This is a genomic window from Bacillus mojavensis (genome assembly GCF_012648005.1).
GTDB lineage: Bacteria > Bacillota > Bacilli > Bacillales > Bacillaceae > Bacillus > Bacillus mojavensis.
This window is the reverse complement of the sequence record NZ_CP051464.1, coordinates 442,828-459,272: the sequence shown is the minus strand read 5'-3', so window position 1 is coordinate 459,272 and position 16,445 is coordinate 442,828. Positions and strand designations below refer to the sequence as shown.

Sequence of the window (16,445 nt, the reverse complement as noted above, 5' to 3'; positions counted from 1 at the left end):
TCCCCTTTGTTATGTCAGCCATTCCATTTTCATTCTTGTTTTCAGTTCTTTTAGATACTCTTCCCGTTCAATAAAAAGCGCTTCCGCTTCCTGAAGGGACACAGGCTCAAATTGGACATGCTCGCCCGGCATGATCTGCGAGGCAATCGGAAGATCAGCTGAAATGATGTGAGCGATCCTCGGATAACCTCCCGTCGTCTGCCGGTCTGCAAGCAGGATAATCGGATTGCCGTCAGGCGGCACCTGAACTGTTCCAAATGTAACCGCCTCTGACACCATCTCAAGCGGTGCCTTCAATTCAAGCGGTTCCCCTTTGAGCCTGTAGCCCATCCGATCGGACTGCGGAGTGACACGAAACGTCTCTTCATAAAACCGCGTTTTCGATTCTTCTGTGAAAAAAGAGAATTGTTTTCCTTCCAGCACTCGGATCACCGGATTCTTTTTTAACGGCAGAAATCTGTATCGGCTGACTGACCAGTTCGGCGCTGCAAATCCTCGCTGACCAAGGTGTTGGCTCAAGCGGGAAACGATGGTTTTCGAAAGAAATGACATTTCACCAATCGGCAGTTCATCTTCCTTCTGAAGCGCTCTTCCGCGAAATCCGCCGATTCCCGCTCTGACATACGTGCTTTTGCTTTCCATGACAGCAGGTACATTGAAGCCGCCGGCTGTCGCTACATAAGCACGGCTGCCGAGTTTGCAGGGGCCAAAGGTGATCGTGCTGTTTTCCTTAACGAGCACAGGTTTCCAAAGAGGCGCTTCTTCTTCATTCACACGCAGGGTAAAGTCCGCTCCTGTTACAGCAATCAGCGTTGGTTCTGACACATAAAGCGACGGGCCGGGACCCATCAGCGTAATTTCAAGGCCGGCTTCTTTTTCGCTGTTTCCGATCAGCAGATTGGCGATTCGAAGCGACACCGTGTCCATGGCGCCGCTTGCCAGCACGCCGTATTTTTGATACCCCGTTCTGCCTATATCCTGAACCGTTGTGAGCAGTCCGGGCTTTAACACTTTCATGCTCAATTGGACTCCTCCTTATAGGCGCGATAGTCATCCTCTGAGATGCGGACAAATGTAACAATATCTCCTGCTCTTAATAACGTCGGCGGGTTTTCCTGCGGCCGGAATAGAGCCAGCGGCGTTTTGCCGATCAGCTGCCAGCCGCCCGGTGTCGAAATCGGATAAACGCCTGTTTGCAGTCCCGCAATTCCGACTGAACCGGCGGAAATTGATGGTCTTGGCGATGATTTCCTTGGAGCTGCGATACGTTTGGACATCCCGCCTAAGAAAGGAAACCCCGGTGCAAAGCCCAGCATATACACCACATATTCGCCGCCTGTATGAATCTCAATGACTTCTTCGGGTGTCAGATGATTGATCTTAGCCACCTCTTCTAAATCAGGCCCGAATTCACCGCCATAGCAGACGGGAATTTCAACGACGCGGCGGCTGCTTTCATAATCAGCCGTTAGTTCTCCAAGCCGCTCATGAACATCACGTTTCACCTTCTCAAAAGGTGAGCTGATGCCTTGAGGCAAATGCTTGTACACTTCATACATATCATAAAATACGGTAAGGCTCGTAAAAGCCGGGATACATTCAATGAATCCCGGAAACGGCTGTTCTTCTATATAAGCGGCAGCGGCATGGACAAGACCGTTTACTTGCTCGCTTATTTCTTCTCCAAATCGGATCATCATTGCAGAATCACCGAGCTGTTCGAATTGTAATCGTTCAGTCATCTTTCTCACCTCGTTTATTTCTCGTTCATCAGGAGGACGGGAGGTTACAGCACCGCAAGCGACTCGTCTCGAATATCTGTGATGAGCATATGCCCCGGCGCATGTGTGATGACCATTTCAGGTTTTACATTCATAGCCACAGCTTGCGGAGTGACCCCGCATGCCCAAAATACAGGAACCTCGCCTTCACGAACAGAAACGGCATCTCCGAAATCCGGATTGCCCAGATCCTGTATGCCGATCGCTTTGGGATTGCCGATATGAATCGGTCCTCCGTGCACAGCCGGAAAACGCGAGGTCACCTGTGCGGCGCGTACAGCGAGCCGTTCAGGAACCGGTCTCATACTGACAACCATCTGTCCATGAAACGGCCCCGCCGGAACACAATCTATATTCGTTTTGTACATCGGAACGTTCGTCCCCTCGTCAATATGTCTGACGGGTATTCCATTATTGATCAGCGCCTGTTCAAAAGAGAAACTGCATCCGATCAGAAAACCGACAAAATTGTCCTCCCAGTATGGCGTGATATCAGATGCTTCCTCCGTCAAAACACCGTGCCTGTATATACGGTATTTTGGAAAATCCGTTCTGATATCCGCATCTGGCGCAACAAGCGACGGCACAGGCGAACCGGATTCCGTCACATCCAGCACCGGACAGGGCTTTTGATTCCGCTGGCAAAACAGCAGAAAGTCAAATGCCAGATCTTTTTTCAAAATCACAAGGTTCGCTTGAGCATAGCCGCCGGACATTCCGGCGGTCGGGCCGTTTATTTTCCCCTCTCGTATGAGAGCGCGCACATCTCTTGGCGCCATCTTGTTAAAATGATCCACTCTTATCAGCTCCACAATTGAGGAAGTTGTGTAAATAACGTGTAGATGCCCATAATCGCCATGACGATGACAACCAGTGCACCTGAGCCTGTCAGCCAAAGCGGATGCTTATAATCACCGACAATGTTTTTCTTATATGCTGCAATGAGCAGCGTTCCAAGCGCAATCGGCAGAATCAAACCGTTCAGAGATCCGACAAGCACGAGAATTTTCGCCGGCTGGCCGATGGTGACAAAGGCTAATGTGGAAACGACAATAAATCCGATAATAATGCCGCGTGAATTCTTTTCAATTTTTGGAGAAAAGGTTTTAAAAAACGAAACAGACGTATAAGCGGCTCCGATAACGGACGTAATGGCTGCTGACCACATGATCAATCCGAAAATTTTATAACCGACATTTCCCGCTGCCAGCTGGAACACAGAGGCGGCTGGGTTGCTTTCGTCAATGTGCAGGCCTTTTGAAACAACACCGAGCACAGCTAAGAAAAGGGCGATTCGCATGATCGATGTAATTAAAATGCCGATAACTGAGCTTTTTGTCACCTGGGGGATGGATTCCTTGCCTTTAATCCCAGCATCAAGCAAACGATGTCCGCCGGCAAATGTGATATATCCACCGACGGTCCCGCCGACTAATGTGACAATTGCGAATATACTGATATGTTCAGGTACAAATGTGTTCGCCACAGCCTGTCCGACTGGCGGCGCAGACGAAATTGCGACGTACAGCGTTAAGATGATCATGGCAAACCCCGCGATTTGCGTAAAACGGTCCATCGCTTTTCCTGCTTCCTTGATGACAAAAATCAGAATTGCGATGACGGCGCTGATTAAGGCGCCTGTTTCTGGTGTAATACCGAACAAGACTTGCAGTCCGAGCCCAGCCCCTCCGATATTCCCGATATTAAAGGCAAGTCCGCCAAGCACGACGAGAATGGCGATGAAATATCCCAGTCCGGGAAACACCATATTCGCAATCTCCTGGCCCCTTTTTCCTGAGACCGCGATGATACGCCATACGTTGGTTTGAGCGAAGATATCCAAAATAATAGAAATTAAAATAACAAAACCGAAGCTTGCTGCGAGTGTGTTTGTAAATGTTGCGGTTTGTGTCAGGAATCCCGGGCCGATTGCTGATGTTGCCATTAAGAAGGCGGCACCCATGAGCAATGACCAGCTGCCCGTTTTTTTCCCTGCTGTTTTTTTCTTCTGCTCCATCTATTTTCCTCCTTCTGATTACTTCTGAGCTGAAATAGCAGTCACTTCGATTCCGGCCGATGTAAGCTCTTTACGGATTTTTTGCGCAAACGTCAGGGCATGGGCACCGTCTCCGTGAATGCAAACCGTATCTGCTTTTAAGGACACATCTTGTCCTTGCTGAGATTTGACCGTCCCTTCTTTTACCATTTTGATCACCTGAGTGACGGCGGCATCATCGCTTTCAATGAGAGCGTCCGGCTGGGAGCGCGGTGTCAGTGTGCCGTCCGCTTGGTATGTTCTGTCGGCGAATACTTCGCTTGCTGTTTGCAGCCCGATCCGTTCTCCCGCTTTTATAAGCTCGCTCTCAGCAAGGCCGAAAAGAATCAGTCCTGGATCGACCTTGTAGACAGCTTTTGCAATGGCATCCGATAGCTTCTGATCGACTGCAGCCATATTGTACAAAGCGCCGTGCGGCTTGACGTGCTGCATGTGAAGACCTTCCGCTTTTAAAAATCCTGACAAGGCGCCAATTTGATAAACCACAAGATCATACGCTTCCTCTGGAGAAATCGCCATATTTCGGCGGCCAAAGCCGAGTAAATCCGGGAGTCCCGGGTGCGCGCCGATTGTCACGCCTTTTTCAGCAGCAAGGGCAACTGTTTTCCGCATGACACCAGGATCCCCTGCATGAAATCCGCATGCGACATTCGCCGATGTGACAAACTCTAAAATATCTTGATCAAGACCTATCGTATAGGCTCCGAAGCTTTCCCCTAAATCACAATTTAAATCAACTTGAAACACAGAATCCCTCCTGCCAAGCAAATGATTGCTTTATGTATTTTATTGTTCCGAAATTCGGAACGACTATTCCGAATTTTTGAACTTTATTTCATTATATTCAATCATATTAGTTTGTGAAATAACTTTGTTAGAAAACCTACCATGGACCTAGAAGAAAATCTCCCTGATTAAATAGAAAAAGAGTCCTTATCTCAGGACTCTTTTTCTTATAGTACCCAATGGCGTATCGCTTTAGCGACTCCATCTTCTATATTTGTGTCAGTGATCCAATCAGCCGTTTCTTTCACGATGTCTTGAGCATTGCCCATCGCTACGCCCAGCCCCGCTTCTTTGATCATCGCGATATCATTCAAGCTGTCGCCCATCGCCATGACATGTTCCATCGTAAAGCCGAGTTTTTCAGAAACCTTCGCAAGGGCTGCGGCTTTGTTGATGCCGAGCGCGTTGACCTCAATGTTTGTCGGGCTTGAGTTTGTGATTTCGAGCTCTTTATTTTTTCTAAGCTCCGCCAGCACTTCGTTTCGAATGCCGTCATCCTCTATGTCAAATCCGAATTTGAGCCATTCATGATCGGTGATGTTTTCCGGAAACTCGCCTCTCCACACCTTGTTAACGGTTGAAGCCCAGAAATTGGTGTTGTGTTTATTCCGCAAATCCCACATCATTTTGATATGATCCGTGTGGAGCAGCTTGCGTTCCACTAAATTAAAATTCGAATCCCAGATTTCGCTTCCGTTAGCCGTGATTAAAAAAGACGACAGCTCCAGCGACTCAGCCAGTTCCCGGCACGTCATCAGCGTACGGCCCGTGCTGATCACCACATACACGCCTTTATCCTCTGCTTCACGAATGGCTTTACGGTTTTCATCCGAGATCAGCTGCTCGTCATTCAGCAGCGTTCCATCCATATCAATTGCGATCAGCTTGATATCTACATTTTCTCTTTGAACAGACATATATGTACCTCTCTTTATCTAAATTGTGCTTCTTTCTATTCTAATACATTACACCGAGCAGAACAAAAAAGCGATTTCACATGTTTGAGGTGCACTGATAAGAGGAAAACAAATAGTGAGGTGATCAAACATGAAAGAAAGAAAACAGCAGAACCGCCCAAATGAAAATCCCGAACATAATGACTTAACCGATCCGATACCGAATGAAGAGCTGAAGGAAAACATGAATGATGAAAAACACAAACGCCAGCAAAGAGATGACTCACAAAGCGAACGAGATTACGATACGAAATAATAGAACCCCTCACAAAAATGGTTGTGAAGGGTTTTTTTCATTTTTCAATATAGATGCCGATTTCAGCTTCAGCAACAGGCCGCCCGCCCACTGACGCCTTGGCATGTCCAAACACAAACCCGCGGCGATTTCGTGTGACTTCAAATAATAGATCAAGCCGGTCACCCGGTGCGGCCGTGCCCAGCTTTTCCGCTTTCTTCACGGATGACAATAAGCCCAAGCTGTTCTCATCTGTAATCCCTGTAAAAGCCGCGGTTTGCGCAAGTGCTTCAATCACAAGTGAAAACGGCATTTCTGTTTGCGTGTCAGTGATAAACCAGTCGTTCTCACTGACCAGCTTATAAGCAGCTGCATGTTTGCCGGGCTCACTTTCAATCACGCCATCAATAAACAAAAACGGATAGCGGTGAGGTAGCATATAAGGTTTCACCATTCTTCACCCTTTCTTTCATTTCATCAAGCATCATCTCTTTTTTGCGTATGTATTCATTTTGCTTGTCTCATCTCACCGAACGGATAAAAGACAAGAGACTCAGTACCAATGATATCTTCATCAGAAGGCATACCCATTCCATTTCTGCTGTCCACCGAGTTGAGACGGTTATCTCCCATGACAAAATATTTGCCGGAAGGCACCTCAGCTTTAAAATCATTCGTGAGATTTTCCCCTAACGCTTGCATTTCTTGTTTATGTTCCTTTAGATACGGTTCGTCGACTTTCTTACCGTTTATGTATAGCTGATCATCCTTCATGATAATAGAGTCGCCCGGCAAACCAATTAACCGTTTTATAAATGAACGGCCGCTCTTTTCGTCATGAATCACGATGATGTCGCCTCTCTGAAACCCGCCTGTATATTTGGCTGCTTTGTCCACCAAAATCCGTTCTGAGTCTTTTAGCGTTGGAGCCATTGATGAACCTTCAACAAGATAGGGAATATAAAATGCCATTCTGATCATGAATATGAAAGCCAGGATACATGCGATACTGAGTACAATAAATTTGGTTTTTGATTTTTTCTTTAATGTGATCGTTTTTGCGTTCAACTTCTTTCACCTGATACCTTCCTAAAGAATTCCATGTCATTATACAGCATTTGGGATCTTCTTGGTTAGGAATCTGTTGAAATGTTGTAAGTGGCCGAGGCAACTTCGCCCCGGCCTACATGATTATAGGTTTCTTAACCGCGCACAGATTTCGTCCGTGACCTCAGCCGTTGTGCTTTGTCCGCCAATGTCGCGTGTTTTGATGCCGTCAGCCGTTACTCGTTCCATCACATCGAGGATCTTTGCCCCCAGCTCTTCCTCTCCGAAATGGTCAAGCATCAGCTTCGCTGTCCAAATCTGGCCGATTGGATTGGCAAGACCCTGACCGGCAATGTCGGGAGCTGAGCCGTGAACCGGTTCGAACATAGACGGGTATTTCCCGTCCGGATTGATGTTCGCAGACGGCGCAATGCCGATGCTTCCCATCAGGCTCGAGCTGATGTCGGTTAAAATATCACCGAACAGGTTGCTTGCCACAATGACATCAAACGTTTCCGGACGCGTCACAAAAAAAGCGGCCAGCGCATCAATATGCTGGGATGACGTTTCAATCTCGCAGTAATCAGCGGCAGTCTGCTGAAAGACTTCATCCCAAAACGGCATCGCGTGATATATGCCATTAGACTTTGTTGCACTTGTCACATGGCAGCGCCGTTTTTTTGCCAATTCGAAGGCAAAGCGCATGACTCGCTCTGTCGCTTTTCTGGTAAACACGGCATTCTGGATGGCAATTTCATCATCGCCCCTGTGAATGCGTCCGCCAACTTCACTATATTCACCCTCACTGTTCTCGCGAATCACCACGAGGTCAAAATCATTTGGATGCAAAAGCGGCGACGTAATGCCCGCCATTTGTTTGGCAGGTCTCATATTAATAGAAAGCTCGAGTTCTCTCCGGATTTTCAGGAGCAGCCCCCATAATGAGATATGGTCGGGAACAAGCTTCGGATTTCCAACCGCCCCTAAGAAAACCGCTTCAAATTGCGTGAGTGTATGTATTCCGTCCTCAGGCATCATTTCGCCGTGTTCCATGTAATAGTCACAGCTCCATGGAAATGACGTAAATGAGAATGACAAACCCCCGTGCACCTCAGCAGCTGTATGAAGCACTTTCTCAGCAGCCGCCACAACTTCTTTTCCTGCTCCGTCTCCCGGTATTGCCGCAATCTCGAATCGTTTCATCGTCATTCTCCTTCCCCTGCTATCGTAAGCGTTTTCTATTATACTAGATTACGAGATGGCAAAAAAAGCCCGTGACGTGCTGTCACGGGTCAGTTATTGATTCAGTTTTTTTAAAACGATGGCATGGAGCGGTTCATGGGACGGGATACCACACACCTCGTGAAGCACTCCGCTGTATCCTTTTTCCGCGATCAGCGCTTGGAGCTCGACCGCTTCCGGATCACCGGCAAAGTCGAATCGCAGCGCCGCCGCAATGCCTTCAGCCAGTGCATTCGGCGCTTTGATTTTCTTCGCCGGACCTACAAGTCTGTCATTTTCTCCAAGCTTTCTGAGCGGCGATCTCGCCACACGGGTCACATCGTCAGTGATAAATTCATTTTCAAAGCGGCCGATGATTTTTTTAATATATTGCTCGTGCTCTGACTGCTTAAAACCGTACGTTTTGATGAGATAATCACCGGTTTCAAGCAGAGCCGAGTGAACAACACGGCGGATCTCCGGGTGATCGATCGCTTCTTTTATCGTTTTTAATCCGCGCTGATAGCCGACATAGGCCGTTACAGCATGGCCGGTATTTACGGTAAACAGCTTTCGTTCGATGTACGGCGTTAAATCATCAACAAACAGCGCCCCTTTTATTGCCGGTGTTTCCCCGATAAAGCCTGATTCATCGATGACCCATTCAAAGAACGGCTCAACCGACACTTTGAGCGGATCTTCATGATGCTGAATCGGCACAATCCGGTCAACCGCGGAATTCGGGAATCCGACAGTTTGGCCGACAGCCTCCTGTTCCGCCTCTGTTAAGTGGCTATATACTTCTTTTTTTAAGAAGCTGCTTCCTCCAATCATATTTTCACAGGCAATGATATTCAGCGTGTCAGCACAGCTTCTTCGTCTTAAGCCTTCTGCGATGGACGGAGCAATCAGCTTTAACACATTCGGGCCGACTGCCGTCGTGATGAGCGCCGCCTCATTGATCAGCCGATACAGCTCCTCCGGCTGGCTGCCGCTGTTAATGGCGCTGACCGGGCCGATCACCTCTGACGAACGCCCTTCTTCTGCGAGTTCAACAGTGTATGCCCGTTTTTCATTAAGGAGGCCGACCATCGTGTCATTTACATCCGCAAACACCACTTCATAGCCGGAGTGGTGAAGCAGCGCACCGATAAAGCCCCTCCCGATATTTCCCGCACCGAAATGTAAGGCAATCATGCTAGTTCACCTCGTTGAAAATCGCGATCAAATCTTCTTCGCTTTTCGCAGAAATCAGGCGTTCAATGTTTTCTTCTTCTGAGCAGATGATGGCGATGTTTGACAAAATGTCTAAATGCTCATTATTTTTTCCGGCAATGCCGAATACGACTTTAGCTATGTTTCCTTCTCCATACTCTACTCCGCCAGGAATTTGAATGATAGAAATCCCTGAGTGAAGCACCTCGCTTTTCGCATCTTCTGTGCCGTGGGGAATGGCAATAAAATTCCCCATGAAGGTAGAAGACGTTTCTTCACGTTCAAACATTTTGCTAATGTAATCCTCTGTCACGTAGCCGTTGTCAATCAGCGTCTGGCCTGCCAATTTGATGGCCTCTTCTTTTGATGATACCGTTTGATTGAGTTTGATGTTTTCTTTTGCGAGTACTTGCATGAATATCACTCTCTTTCTATGAGATTACTTTTTAAGCTTTTCAATCAGCTCGTCGTATTTCGGGCTGTTTAAGAAGTTATCCACTGAGATGTGCGTCGCGTTCGGCAGCTTTGCTTTCGCGCGGTCTGTTAAATCTTTGTGGGTGATAACAATATCCGCGTCGCTTGGCAGATTGTTAATGGCCGTGTTGGTCACACTGATGTCAAGCTCCGCTTTTTTCACTTTGTTTCTTAAGATGGATGCCCCCATCGCACTTGATCCCATTCCCGCATCACACGCAAAGATAATTTTGTTCACGCTTTCAGGAGACAGCTCAGACGCTTCCTCTGCTTTGGCTTGTTCCGCCTCTAAAGCAGCTGCTGCTTGGCTTTTCTTCCCCTTCATGGACTGCATTTTTTCTGTTGCGGCAGCCAGGTCTTCTTCACTTGCTTTTGAGGATTTCAGGATCACTGCTGAAACGATGAACGAAACAGCCGCAGCGACCAATACACCCGCCAATACGCCGAAATAGCCTCCTCTTGGCGTCATTGCCATCAATGCAATAATGCTGCCCGGTGACGAAGCTGCAACTAGACCGGCATTAAAGATAGAAAACGTTAGGAGTCCGCTTGCTCCGCCGGCAATGGCTGCGAGAATCAAGACCGGTTTCATCAAAATATACGGGAAGTAAATTTCGTGAATCCCTCCGAAGAAGTGAATGATTGCCGCTCCAGGAGCCGTTGATTTTGAAGATCCTTTGCCAAAGAACATGTACGCGAGTAAAATGCCGAGTCCTGGCCCAGGGTTTGCTTCTACTAAGAACAGAATCGATTTTCCCGTTTGGGCTGCCTGCTCGATTCCGATTGGGCTTAAGATTCCATGGTTAATGGCGTTGTTTAGGAACAACACTTTCGCCGGCTCTACGAAAACGCTTGCAATAGGCAGCAAATTAGCGTGTACTATGACTTCCACACCAGCTGCCAGCAATTTGTTTAACGTCAGGACAACCGGACCGATGGCGTAAAACGCGAGAATCGTCAAAGCCGCGCCGACTATCCCTGCCGTAAAGTTGTTGATCAGCATTTCAAAGCCTTGTTTGACTTTATCCTTGAACAATTTATCAGTCTGTTTAATGAGGTATCCGCCAAGCGGCCCCATTATCATTGCACCTAAAAACATTGGAATATCCGATCCGACAATCACACCGATCGCCGCTGTCGCTCCGACGACTCCGCCGCGGTGGTCGTAAATCATTTTTCCGCCTGTATACGCTATCAAAAGCGGCAGTAAATACGTAATCATCGGGCTGACAAGTGTATTCAGCTGTTCATTCGGAAACCATCCCGCCGGAATAAACAGCGCGGTAATGATGCCCCAAGCGATAAACGCGCCGATATTCGGCATGATCATTCCGCTCAAATAACTGCCGAAGCGCTGAACTTTCACTTTCATGCCGCCTTGCTGCTGTTCTTGCTGCATATATAAACCCTCCCTGTTTTGTTTGTCGCTAAAAGAATGATAATGTCAGAGAATGATGCTTCCCTTTGACTCTATATTAAAACGCTTACAGTCCCTATACAATTGAAAGTAAAGAGGACTTTGGCACATGGGTGTGACAATTTTTTAAAAATAAAAAGACTCCTGGTTTCAGGAGCCTTTTCTCTTTCCTCTATAAATAATGTTTCCGTTTTGAATTACGTACTTTGCAATCATCCGCTCACTCACAATAAAAACGGGATAGGCGCACACAAGTGCAAAAACAGCCATCGGCACATGCTGAACGGCCGGAATCAATGAGCCTGCCGCATTGCGAAGGAGCAGCATCAGATAAATGAGCAGCACGATGACTGCTAATGATACCAGCATAATCGGTGCTGATACTTTATATTCATAAAGCCGTTCCCGGCAGTGTCCGCAGCGAAATTGGCACGGGACATTTGACGATCTGACCATATCGCCTGTCAAAGGTTTGCCGCAGTTCGGGCATACAGTTTCTTTCATATGGTATTTCACTCTCCATTCATATGTCCATTATACCAGAGACCACTCTGTTTCGTTTTGTTACTGTTCAACACATTTTCACATTTTTTATCATCAGCATACTTGTCTCAGTCTCTGAAATCCTCTACGCTTAAGAAGATCTTAATGAAGGGGATGTATGAATGCTTCCGATTAATAGACAGCAGCACATACTTGAGTGGCTGAAAGAAGAAGGCGCCCTAAGAATTTCTGATATCAGTCAACGGTTCGGTGTGTCAGAAATGACGGTATATAGAGATGTGAATCAGCTTGTCCAATCAAACCAGGTGATAAAAACAGCCGGCGGCATCACACTCCCAGTCCGTGCGCCTCAGACTGATCACATGTGCAGCTATTGCCTGAAGCCAGCAAATCAAGCTTATTCGGTCCAACTGATCACGGTGACACAAGACATTGAACAGCTGTGCTGCGCACATTGTGCGTTTTTGCGGTATGCAGATAAAACGGAAGAGGTTTCTCATTTGATTTGCAGAGACTTTCTGTTACAAACTACGGTCAGTGCCGCTTCGGCTTATTTTGTTGTAAACGCCGAATTAAATCTGCACTGCTGCCAGCCGCAGGCCATACCGTTTGCGACTCTTGACCATGCTGAACGGTTTCAAAAAGGCTTTGGCGGAGCCGTCCGCACCTTCGATCAAGCGCTGGAAGACATGCTACGGGACAGAAAAAAACGCTGCACATGCACCAAGAAATAACACAACATAACTAGCGGAAGGTGGTGTCTGAGTAATGCAACGAAACAGATGGTGGATCTTCCTTCTGCTTTTTCTTGTTTTCCTGCCGAAAACAAGCTTTGCTCACGCCTATATTGTCAAATCTTCACCCGGAGAAAACAGTGAATTAAAAAGCGCTCCCGCACAGGTGGAAATTGAATTTAATGAACCTGTTGAAGAAGGCTTTCACTACATTAAAGTCTATAATTCAGACGGTGACCGGGTGGATACGGACAAAACAGAAATCAAAAAAGACAACAATCACATCATGACCGTGAAGCTGAAAAAAAATCTGCCTCATGACGTGTACAGAGCGGAATGGAATGCCGTTTCGGCAGACGGGCACCCTGTTTCCGGTGTCATTCCGTTCAGCATCGGCAAAGCGGAAGGAGGGTTCAGCAGCCAGAAAACATCAAGCTCAGCGCTTAATCCGGGAACAGCTGCAGACCGTGCCATTCTGTATACAGCCTTTTCTCTGTTTATCGGGACCGTTTTCTTCCATCTCTTCTGGTATAAAGGGGACGGAAAAAAACTCGCCAAACGGACGAAGCGTTTGCTTGTCATCTCAGTCACTGTGCTGGGACTGGCGCTCCTGCTTCAGCTTCCGTTACAGACAAAAGCGAATACAGGTGGCGGCTGGGCCAATGCCTTTCAGCCGGAATATATGAAAGAAACGCTGTTTGAAACCGCGGGAGGCACAATATGGATGATTCAAGCCGTGCTGTACGTACTGCTTGTCCTTTCTGCCATCCCAGTGTTACGCAAAAAGCGTTTTGCGTCCTTCGCATATTGGACGGCGCCGCTCATTTTCTTTTTCGGTCTTCTGCTTGCCAAAGCGTTTACCGGACATGCCGCTGTTGTAGAAGAAAAAACGGTCGGTATCCTGATGGATTTCCTACATTTATCCTCCGCCTCTATCTGGGTCGGCGGAATAGCGGCCATCGTTTTCCTGCTGTCACAGGAGTGGAGACAGCAGGACAAGACGCTTGCATGGGAGACGGTAAAACGGTTCTCTCCATGGGCGCTCACTGCAGTCGGTGTCATTTTGTTCTCGGGCTTGCTCAATGGATTTTTTATCATCCGGTCAATGGATTCACTTTTCCATACGGCGTACGGCCAAGCCTTGTTAGTCAAAAGCGGACTGTTTGTTTTGATGCTGATTCTGGGCGGTATTCATTTTCTGCTCACCAGAAAACGGAAGGGGTCCAAAATCACCCGCACGCTAAAAGCGGAATGGGCAATCGGCATCGCTGTCCTGATCACAGCCGCCGTATTTACAAGTCTGCCAAGTCCGCCTGAGCCTGCACCGGAACCGTTTTATCAAACCAAAGCGATTGAAAACGGGCAAAGTGTGTCTCTCAGCATCAGCCCGAACCAGCCCGGCAAAAACGTGTTTGAACTCAGGGTTACTGATCATAACGGAGACCCAGCAAAAAACATACAGCAAATCACCTTGACCGTTTATAAAACGGGACTGTCCGGCAGTAAAAACAAAAGCACGTTTCAGTTGAAAGAAAAAACAGATGGTATCTTCCAGACTGAAAACCTGTCTATTAATGAAAAGGGAAACTGGAAGATCAAAGTCCACGGACTGACCGGCGACTTTAACGAAATCAATATCATGTTTACAAAGACAAATTAAGGAGTGTTTGAATTGTTTAAAAAAATCGCATTCACACTATGTCCAGCTGTTATCGGCTCTCTTTTATTCTTTACGGCGCCTGCCAGCGCGCACGTGTCTGTAAAACCGGCTGAATCAGCCGCAGGCTCATGGGAGACCTACACAATGAAGGTTCCTTCCGAAAAAAATCAGCCGACAACAAAGGTTGTTTTAAAAATGCCAAAGAATGTTGAGTTCCAGCAATACGAACCGGTTCCGGGCTGGAAGGTGTCTACTGCAAAACACGACGACAAATCAGTGTCCGTGACGTGGGAAGCCACTGGCGGGGGCATTCAGGAAGGCCAGTTCCAGCAGTTTACCTTTGTTGCCAAAAACCCAGATAAAGCGGAGGAAGCCGCTTGGGATGCTTATCAATATTACAAAGACGGCAGCATTGTTGAATGGACAGGCGATGAAGATGCGGATACGCCTCATGCCATTACAAAAATCACTACATCCAAAGAAGTAACAGACGAGCACGGCGCCACTCAAACGAAAGATGATTCTGCTCCTGCAGACTCAGGTTCATCGGCTCTTGATATAACAGCAATTGTGCTGTCTGCAGCCGCTATTATTTTATCTGTTGCAGCTCTTGTAAAGAAAAAGCGCGCCTAAAGAAAAAGCGATCCAGATGAGTTCTGGATCGCTTTTTTTGATTTATCCGCGTCCTGCTTGGAAGGAAGGGTATTGTGTCATACCGCCGTCCGCAAATAACGTAATGCCTGTGACGTAGCTGGCTTCCTTCGAAGCAAGCCAGGCTGCCACTGCCGCAATTTCCTCCGGTTCACCGATATATCCCATCGGAATCATGCTTTCTACATCTGCTCTCTGCTTAGGATCAGCAAATTTTTCAGCATTGATTGGCGTGTTGATCGCGCCAGGCCCGATATTGTTGACACGAATGCCTTTCGGCGCATATTCCAGTGCCAATGTTTCCGTCATCAGCTTGATTCCGCCTTTACTTGCCGCATAGTGAACAAATAATGGCCACGGAATCACTTCATGGACGCTCGACATATTAATGACGCTTCCTTTGATATCATTTTCAACAAAATATTTAATCGCTTCACGGCTTCCTAAAAAGGCGCCTGTTAAGTTCGTGCTGATGACTTTTTCCCAATCCTTGAGCGGCATTTCATGAGACGGTACGGGGTTTTCAAGACCGGCATTATTAATCATAATATCGAGTGTGCCAAACTCTTTAATCGCTGTTTGGACGATGTTTTTTACATCTTCCTCTTTCGTTACGTCTCCTTGGACAACAATGGCTTCACCGCCCGCCTTGATGACCTCTTCTTTTACCTCGTTTGGATCCTGCTTGTTACTGTAGTAGTTGATTACAACTTTTGCCTGCTCCTTGCCGAAGCGAATGGCCATTGCCTTTCCTAGTCCTGAAGCAGCTCCTGTAATAGCGACGACTTTTCCTTTCAAATCCGGATACATATCCATCCTCCTTAATTGTTATGAATTCGTTTTGGCGATTCCTAAGAATACGGCAGCCACAATAATCAGTGCAATCCCAATCGCAATCGCAATCAGCTGGCGTTTTGATTTCTTTTCACGCAGGATGAAAATACCGCCAAGCGTCGAGATGACAATTCCCATTTGCGAAAGAGAAAAGCTTGTGGCAACGCCGACTTTCGGCTGAGAAATAAACAAAAACATATTTCCCCCTGCCCAGATTAAGCCCGGGAGAATATTTCTGATGGCATACTTATTGAAGGGCTTGTGCTTATAGGTTAGTATGACCCCTCCAATGACCATCCCGATCGCCTGCGGCAACAGGGCGGACCATCCAGATACATTGAACAACCTTGCGACAACAACATAAATCAAATATCCCAGTGTCGAGACCAGAAGGATTAAAATGCCCTTTTTTAAGTTGCTCGGCTCTCCATCTTTTTTGTCTTTCTTATCTTCTAATGACGTGAGAACGATACCGACAATAATAAAGATAAGAGCGAGGATTCCAAGTGTAATCGCAATCGGTGTTGACCACTCTCGGAAAACGATGACACCGAACAGTGAGGTGGAAACAAGCTGCATCCCCGTAGAAATCGGCATCGTTTTGGACACACCCATTAACTGAATGCTTTTGAGCTGGTTGCTCTGCCCAAGTGACCAAAATAAGCCGGATATAATTCCAACGATAAAAATGCGCATGGACAGGACGGGTTGGACAAACAAATAAATAACGATAGAAACAATTAACGCCCCGATCGTCGTTCCCAATGTTTGGCTGTAAGGCCCGCCGCCTAATTTAACATTGAAGAGAACAATGCTCCCCCAAAACAAAGCAGGGAGAAGAGCCAGTAATAAATCCATTATTGGGGAACCTTCT

19 protein-coding genes are annotated in these 16,445 nt (G+C 47.2%); 4 read left to right on the top strand and 15 right to left on the bottom strand.

From position 1 onward, the window contains the following. Window positions 1-9 precede the first annotated feature (9 nt). The 6 genes from HC660_RS02320 to HC660_RS02295 all read right to left on the bottom strand — a co-directional run bounded on the left by HC660_RS02320 (window position 10) and on the right by HC660_RS02295 (window position 5,540). Window positions 10-1,017 carry a 5-oxoprolinase subunit C family protein gene (locus tag HC660_RS02320; protein ID WP_168749389.1) on the bottom strand — a complete coding sequence of 336 codons (1,008 nt, stop codon included), beginning with the start codon at window positions 1,015-1,017 and terminating at the stop codon, window positions 10-12. Between the two features lie 2 nt (window positions 1,018-1,019). Further along, window positions 1,020-1,742 carry a 5-oxoprolinase subunit PxpB gene (gene pxpB / locus HC660_RS02315; protein ID WP_168746950.1) on the bottom strand — a complete coding sequence of 241 codons (723 nt, stop codon included), beginning with the start codon at window positions 1,740-1,742 and terminating at the stop codon, window positions 1,020-1,022. A gap of 44 nt (window positions 1,743-1,786) precedes the next feature. Next, entirely contained in the window at window positions 1,787-2,560 is a 774-nt protein-coding gene (locus HC660_RS02310; RefSeq protein WP_168749387.1) for a putative hydro-lyase, read from the bottom strand. A gap of 23 nt (window positions 2,561-2,583) precedes the next feature. Further along, window positions 2,584-3,798, bottom strand: coding sequence for an NRAMP family divalent metal transporter (locus HC660_RS02305; RefSeq protein ID WP_168746949.1), 1,215 nt, complete (start codon window positions 3,796-3,798; stop codon window positions 2,584-2,586). 18 nt (window positions 3,799-3,816) lie between these two features. Then, window positions 3,817-4,584, bottom strand: a complete 768-nt coding sequence (pxpA, locus tag HC660_RS02300; protein WP_168746948.1) for a 5-oxoprolinase subunit PpxA — start codon at window positions 4,582-4,584, stop codon at window positions 3,817-3,819. A gap of 206 nt (window positions 4,585-4,790) precedes the next feature. Further along, window positions 4,791-5,540 carry a Cof-type HAD-IIB family hydrolase gene (locus HC660_RS02295; RefSeq protein ID WP_168746947.1) on the bottom strand — a complete coding sequence of 250 codons (750 nt, stop codon included), beginning with the start codon at window positions 5,538-5,540 and terminating at the stop codon, window positions 4,791-4,793. 130 nt (window positions 5,541-5,670) lie between these two features. Here HC660_RS02295 and HC660_RS02290 point away from each other — a divergent pair, with 130 nt between their 5' ends. Beyond that, window positions 5,671-5,835 carry a YczO family protein gene (locus HC660_RS02290; protein WP_010333048.1) on the top strand — a complete coding sequence of 55 codons (165 nt, stop codon included), beginning with the start codon at window positions 5,671-5,673 and terminating at the stop codon, window positions 5,833-5,835. Window positions 5,836-5,872: 37 nt separating this feature from the next. Here HC660_RS02290 and HC660_RS02285 read toward each other — a convergent pair whose 3' ends face one another. The 7 genes from HC660_RS02285 to HC660_RS02255 form a co-directional block, all read right to left on the bottom strand. Continuing rightward, window positions 5,873-6,253 (bottom strand): 3-hydroxyacyl-ACP dehydratase FabZ family protein, encoded by a 381-nt coding sequence (locus HC660_RS02285; protein WP_168749385.1) that lies wholly within the window; start codon window positions 6,251-6,253, stop codon window positions 5,873-5,875. 68 nt (window positions 6,254-6,321) lie between these two features. After that, entirely contained in the window at window positions 6,322-6,882 is a 561-nt protein-coding gene (sipU, locus tag HC660_RS02280) for a signal peptidase I sipU (RefSeq protein ID WP_168746946.1), read from the bottom strand. 123 nt (window positions 6,883-7,005) lie between these two features. Then, window positions 7,006-8,070 carry a tartrate dehydrogenase gene (locus HC660_RS02275; RefSeq protein ID WP_168746945.1) on the bottom strand — a complete coding sequence of 355 codons (1,065 nt, stop codon included), beginning with the start codon at window positions 8,068-8,070 and terminating at the stop codon, window positions 7,006-7,008. An 87-nt stretch (window positions 8,071-8,157) separates the two neighbouring features. Then, on the bottom strand, window positions 8,158-9,279 hold the full coding sequence (locus HC660_RS02270; RefSeq protein WP_168746944.1) for a mannitol-1-phosphate 5-dehydrogenase: 1,122 nt from the start codon (window positions 9,277-9,279) through the stop codon (window positions 8,158-8,160). Between the two features lies 1 nt (window position 9,280). Then, window positions 9,281-9,712, bottom strand: a complete 432-nt coding sequence (locus tag HC660_RS02265; protein ID WP_168746943.1) for a PTS mannitol transporter subunit IIA — start codon at window positions 9,710-9,712, stop codon at window positions 9,281-9,283. 24 nt (window positions 9,713-9,736) lie between these two features. Next, the gene (locus HC660_RS02260; RefSeq protein WP_168746942.1) at window positions 9,737-11,170 is read right to left on the bottom strand and encodes a PTS mannitol transporter subunit IIBC; all 1,434 of its coding nucleotides are present in this window, start codon (window positions 11,168-11,170) and stop codon (window positions 9,737-9,739) included. A 168-nt stretch (window positions 11,171-11,338) separates the two neighbouring features. Further along, on the bottom strand, window positions 11,339-11,692 hold the full coding sequence (locus tag HC660_RS02255; protein ID WP_010333041.1) for a YcnL family membrane protein: 354 nt from the start codon (window positions 11,690-11,692) through the stop codon (window positions 11,339-11,341). Between the two features lie 161 nt (window positions 11,693-11,853). Here HC660_RS02255 and cutR point away from each other — a divergent pair, with 161 nt between their 5' ends. From cutR to HC660_RS02240, 3 genes are read left to right on the top strand one after another with little or no spacing between them, the layout of a single operon-like run. Next, window positions 11,854-12,426: a copper uptake transcriptional regulator CutR gene (gene cutR, locus HC660_RS02250; protein WP_168746941.1), complete on the top strand. Its 573-nt coding sequence runs from the start codon at window positions 11,854-11,856 to the stop codon at window positions 12,424-12,426. Between the two features lie 34 nt (window positions 12,427-12,460). After that, window positions 12,461-14,086: a copper transporter YcnJ gene (locus HC660_RS02245; RefSeq protein WP_168746940.1), complete on the top strand. Its 1,626-nt coding sequence runs from the start codon at window positions 12,461-12,463 to the stop codon at window positions 14,084-14,086. A gap of 12 nt (window positions 14,087-14,098) precedes the next feature. After that, window positions 14,099-14,719: a YcnI family copper-binding membrane protein gene (locus HC660_RS02240; RefSeq protein WP_168746939.1), complete on the top strand. Its 621-nt coding sequence runs from the start codon at window positions 14,099-14,101 to the stop codon at window positions 14,717-14,719. 42 nt (window positions 14,720-14,761) lie between these two features. Here HC660_RS02240 and gdh read toward each other — a convergent pair whose 3' ends face one another. Together gdh and glcU are read right to left on the bottom strand one after the other, a co-directional pair. Next, window positions 14,762-15,547 carry a glucose 1-dehydrogenase gene (gdh, locus tag HC660_RS02235; RefSeq protein WP_010333037.1) on the bottom strand — a complete coding sequence of 262 codons (786 nt, stop codon included), beginning with the start codon at window positions 15,545-15,547 and terminating at the stop codon, window positions 14,762-14,764. 18 nt (window positions 15,548-15,565) lie between these two features. After that, complete coding sequence (glcU, locus tag HC660_RS02230) at window positions 15,566-16,429, bottom strand: glucose uptake protein GlcU (RefSeq protein WP_010333036.1); 864 nt, start codon at window positions 16,427-16,429, stop codon at window positions 15,566-15,568. Between the last annotated feature and the right edge of the window lie 16 nt (window positions 16,430-16,445).

Excerpts from the sequence above, each read along its gene's own strand:
- HC660_RS02320 (WP_168749389.1), bottom strand. The coding sequence starts at position 1,017 with ATGAAAGTGTTAAAGCCCGGACTGCTCACAACGGTTCAGGATATAGGC.
- pxpB (WP_168746950.1), bottom strand. The coding sequence starts at position 1,742 with ATGACTGAACGATTACAATTCGAACAGCTCGGTGATTCTGCAATGATG.
- HC660_RS02310 (WP_168749387.1), bottom strand. The coding sequence starts at position 2,560 with ATGGCGCCAAGAGATGTGCGCGCTCTCATACGAGAGGGGAAAATAAAC.
- HC660_RS02305 (WP_168746949.1), bottom strand. The coding sequence starts at position 3,798 with ATGGAGCAGAAGAAAAAAACAGCAGGGAAAAAAACGGGCAGCTGGTCA.
- HC660_RS02295 (WP_168746947.1), bottom strand. The coding sequence starts at position 5,540 with ATGTCTGTTCAAAGAGAAAATGTAGATATCAAGCTGATCGCAATTGAT.
- HC660_RS02290 (WP_010333048.1), top strand. The coding sequence starts at position 5,671 with ATGAAAGAAAGAAAACAGCAGAACCGCCCAAATGAAAATCCCGAACAT.
- HC660_RS02285 (WP_168749385.1), bottom strand. The coding sequence starts at position 6,253 with ATGCTACCTCACCGCTATCCGTTTTTGTTTATTGATGGCGTGATTGAA.
- HC660_RS02275 (WP_168746945.1), bottom strand. The coding sequence starts at position 8,070 with ATGACGATGAAACGATTCGAGATTGCGGCAATACCGGGAGACGGAGCA.
- HC660_RS02270 (WP_168746944.1), bottom strand. The coding sequence starts at position 9,279 with ATGATTGCCTTACATTTCGGTGCGGGAAATATCGGGAGGGGCTTTATC.
- HC660_RS02265 (WP_168746943.1), bottom strand. The coding sequence starts at position 9,712 with ATGCAAGTACTCGCAAAAGAAAACATCAAACTCAATCAAACGGTATCA.
- HC660_RS02260 (WP_168746942.1), bottom strand. The coding sequence starts at position 11,170 with ATGCAGCAAGAACAGCAGCAAGGCGGCATGAAAGTGAAAGTTCAGCGC.
- HC660_RS02255 (WP_010333041.1), bottom strand. The coding sequence starts at position 11,692 with ATGAAAGAAACTGTATGCCCGAACTGCGGCAAACCTTTGACAGGCGAT.
- cutR (WP_168746941.1), top strand. The coding sequence starts at position 11,854 with ATGCTTCCGATTAATAGACAGCAGCACATACTTGAGTGGCTGAAAGAA.
- HC660_RS02245 (WP_168746940.1), top strand. The coding sequence starts at position 12,461 with ATGCAACGAAACAGATGGTGGATCTTCCTTCTGCTTTTTCTTGTTTTC.
- gdh (WP_010333037.1), bottom strand. The coding sequence starts at position 15,547 with ATGTATCCGGATTTGAAAGGAAAAGTCGTCGCTATTACAGGAGCTGCT.
- glcU (WP_010333036.1), bottom strand. The coding sequence starts at position 16,429 with ATGGATTTATTACTGGCTCTTCTCCCTGCTTTGTTTTGGGGGAGCATT.